The sequence below is a fragment of the Galbibacter sp. genome (assembly GCF_035306585.1).
GTDB lineage: Bacteria > Bacteroidota > Bacteroidia > Flavobacteriales > Flavobacteriaceae > Galbibacter.
The window spans coordinates 1-3,462 of sequence record NZ_DATGNU010000122.1; the positions used below are offsets into that span (position 1 = coordinate 1).

Sequence of the window (3,462 nt, forward strand, 5' to 3'; positions counted from 1 at the left end):
AATAATTTCAAGATTCAACGACCTCCCTAAAATAGAAGGATATGCCATTGCAGGTCGGGAAGCAGAAGCCCCTTGCGTAATACTAGATCCATAGATGACCACGCGGTGTTTTGTCACTGGTTCCACGGGGTGTATCACGGCCTTACTGTCGACTCCTATGGATAACTCTTTTACAATACTATAGAGCGGAAAGTACAGTCTAAAACGGGTCATCGACGTATCCATATTTTTAATAATTCGAACTTTATTTTGTGCAGCCTTTGCTATACCAGAATTCACATACTGCCATTTTGAATTCTTCCATCCATATAAATCAAGTCCGTTGACAGCCAAAGGAGTCATGTTAGATAGCACCGTATAGGTTTGTAATTCCCATTTCACGTCAATAAAGCTAGAATTGGTCTGAAATTCTATATACAAACCTGCAGTATTTCGAGAAAGTATTTGTAATGGCTCACTGACCTTTGTGCTGTTTAAAGAATCAATACGGCTATAAGGTTCACCGCTTACTTCGGGGGCCTGTCCTTGGACACCAAAATAAGTAGCTGGGTAATACCTTACCTCCTGCTCCTGTCCATAGGCTATGGAGTTACAGAACAGAAGTAATAATAGAAGTCGTATTATTGTTTTTCCCATCACAAATCCTCATGATTTACATAATGGTCATGCAACTCTTGGTAACACAGCTTATATGCTTTTAACCCTGGCGCCGAACTCTCATACATAAACGGGCCTTGGTAGTTTACCTCCGATAAAGCTGCCAGGACCTTATCCCAGTTATTTTCCCCTTTATAATCACAAGGGAACCAATGATTTTCTGCCTCACCTGTACCATCGGCAATATGAAGCGTTTTTAATCGGGTACCTAAGGCTAAAATAAGATTCTCGGCATGAAGAATATGATTGGTATCCACCGCCAATCCAATGGATTCAGGTAATTTAGAAAAAATAGCAACGCATTCTTCTACGCTTCGAAGTAGTGGTCGTTCCCGCTGTTGATCCACTAACAATGCTGATCCTAACATATTCTCAATAACCATACTCGCGCCAATACGCTGTACATCCTTATCTAGGGTAATGGCCGATGCGATCAATTGAGCTGTTCGGTGCGCTCTTTCTCCTAATTGTAAATAGTAACTGGGATGAAATAACACCATCTCAGGTTCTAATATACTTAAATGCTGCAGTAGCTTTTGATGCATTGCTACTACTTGTTTTCGCTGGGTCTGATCGATTAGTGAAAGGTCTATTTGAGGTCCAAAAGGCATGTGAATTGACCAAATATTAATCCCAGCACTATCGGCTGCTTTTTTAACCTGATTTAGTTTTTCAATAATTTCTTGATCGGTTTTCTTAAAACTTAGATCCTTATCGACAAACATCCCTAAACCGGAAATTTCAATATGATCTATTCCAAGTGATTTTGCTAAGACAAGGGTATCTTTTGTGATCCTCCCAAGACTTATTGCAAATCCTACCTCGAGCGGAGTCATTCTTTTAACCTTTTTATTAGAATACAAGGTTTTGGTTTGCAGTGTTTTGGTCTTAGAGGGGTTGTTATTCCTGCAACTCTGCAGGAATAACACACCTCCTAGTCCTACTGCTAAAAGTAGGGATGAAAATCTTAATGTTCCCATTTAGGATTCTGCTCTAATTGTTTATTTAATTGCAGATCTTCGATCGGTATTGGATAATAATAATCCTTGGCCTCATCAAATTTCCCACCATCCCCAAAAGGGTTCATATTTCCAGAGGTGCCCTCTGTAAGAGGACGCTGAAGGACATTTATAAAAGTTGTAATGCCTTCTGGTGCTCCCGATGGATCTCCCTGATGTAGGTAGACATCTGGTTTAGCGTCATTGTCAAAATCATGTGCACCTAAACTAGGAAAATAAATCCCTAACATGGGTTGTTCAAGTTTTTTCCCCTCCTTCCATCTCATCAGGTCATGCCACCTTAGACCTTCATTAAACAATTCTATTCTTCGCTCTCTTCGAATCTCAAGGATCACACCCTTATTGGCACCTTGATCTACATTTTGATAGAACGACTCTTGATAGGGATCTGGATTGGCATTGGCTTGTGCCATATTTAAATGAGGCATCCCTACACGATCACGAAGTAAATTAATACTAATATCTAAATCACTTTGGGTAAGGGTTCCTAGTTCTGCCTTTGCTTCGGCATAAATTAGTAATGCCTCTGCATAACGGAAGATAATTACATCAAAGTACGAAGAACTCCACTGGCTTCTATCAGGGAGCGCTTTGATAATTCTATAACCCGTTGTAGAGGATTCTAAAGAAACGGGTTCTGGTTCCTCTGAACCAGATACTTTAAATCCAGGACCTGCGGTAGTTTGTGTAAGTCTTGGATCTCTGTTTTGCATCTCTTGATAAAAGCCCATTGTTTCATACCCTGGAAGGTCCGTAAATCGGGTACCATCAGCAAGTAGATAACTGTTGACGGCATCTTTCATCATACCCCACCCTCCCATGGTTGGGGCGGTCATCAAATAACCTAAATTATGCGTTTCCAATTCTTGATCAAAATCCCTGGCAAGAATCGTCTCAACGGCATCTTGATCATTTCTAGCGAACAATCCTCTATAGGCTTCTTCTGGACCACCAATCGTATACAAACTGTAGGCTCCAGAGTTCATCAAGTCTTCAGCTGTAGTGGCAGCAGCTCTTAAGAAAGCTTCCCCTCCACTGATTCCGTGATACTTTCTAAAGGTCCCTTCAAAGAGTGCTATTCGGGCTTTGAGAATTTGGGCAGTATATTTGGTAATTCTGTTTAATTCTACCTCCGCTGGAATGTTCTCAATAGCATAATCAATATCGGCCATAATAGAATCCATTACTAAAACCCGTGAGTCCCTTGCTTTGTAAAGTCGTTCATCACCAGCCTCTAACACTTCCCCATACCAAGGAACATCTCCAAATTGCATGACTTTATCAAAGTAAAAGTACGCTCTGAAGAAACGGGCGATCCCCCCGTAATGTCGTTGCGCATCAGGATTTTCCACCTGCTTGTAGTGTTCAAGAAAGAAATTGATATCTCTTAATCGTGACCAGTTCCATCCACCACTTCCACGCTGTGTTGGCACGATCCTAGCCCCTCGAATTCTCGCAGCAGGAGTTAAGGACATAATGTTGTCTGATGAGGAATCATCGGTATAGGTTCCCGTTGTGGGCAACATGGTGTAGAAATCATTGGTAGCAACCTCTAAGTCCTTGGCTGTATTAAAAAATTGATCTACCACAAGTTGATCCTCTGGCGGAAGGTCAAGAATATCATCATCACAGCTTACAAACAACAAGCTTGACAGAAGTAAAAATCGGAATATAAACGTTGTATTCATTTTGTTTTCTTTATAGGTTAAAGTGTAACATTCAGCCCCAAGGAAAAAGTTTTTCCAATTGGATAGGATCGCAAATCCGCTCTTCCTACCGCATCACC

3 protein-coding genes are annotated in these 3,462 nt (G+C 41.0%); all 3 read right to left on the reverse strand.

Annotated features, from left to right (window positions below; genetic code table 11):
• A partial coding sequence (locus VKY50_RS11015; protein WP_324301801.1) for an SGNH/GDSL hydrolase family protein occupies window positions 1-636 on the reverse strand: 636 nt, incomplete at its 3' end.
• Window positions 636-1,637 carry a sugar phosphate isomerase/epimerase family protein gene (locus VKY50_RS11020; RefSeq protein WP_324301803.1) on the reverse strand — a complete coding sequence of 334 codons (1,002 nt, stop codon included), beginning with the start codon at window positions 1,635-1,637 and terminating at the stop codon, window positions 636-638. The genes VKY50_RS11020 and VKY50_RS11015, both read right to left, overlap by 1 nt.
• A complete protein-coding gene (locus VKY50_RS11025; protein WP_324301805.1) occupies window positions 1,625-3,364 on the reverse strand; it encodes a RagB/SusD family nutrient uptake outer membrane protein in 1,740 nt (579 codons plus the stop codon). The genes VKY50_RS11020 and VKY50_RS11025 overlap by 13 nt, the downstream gene beginning before the upstream one ends.
• Window positions 3,365-3,462: the final 98 nt, after the last annotated feature.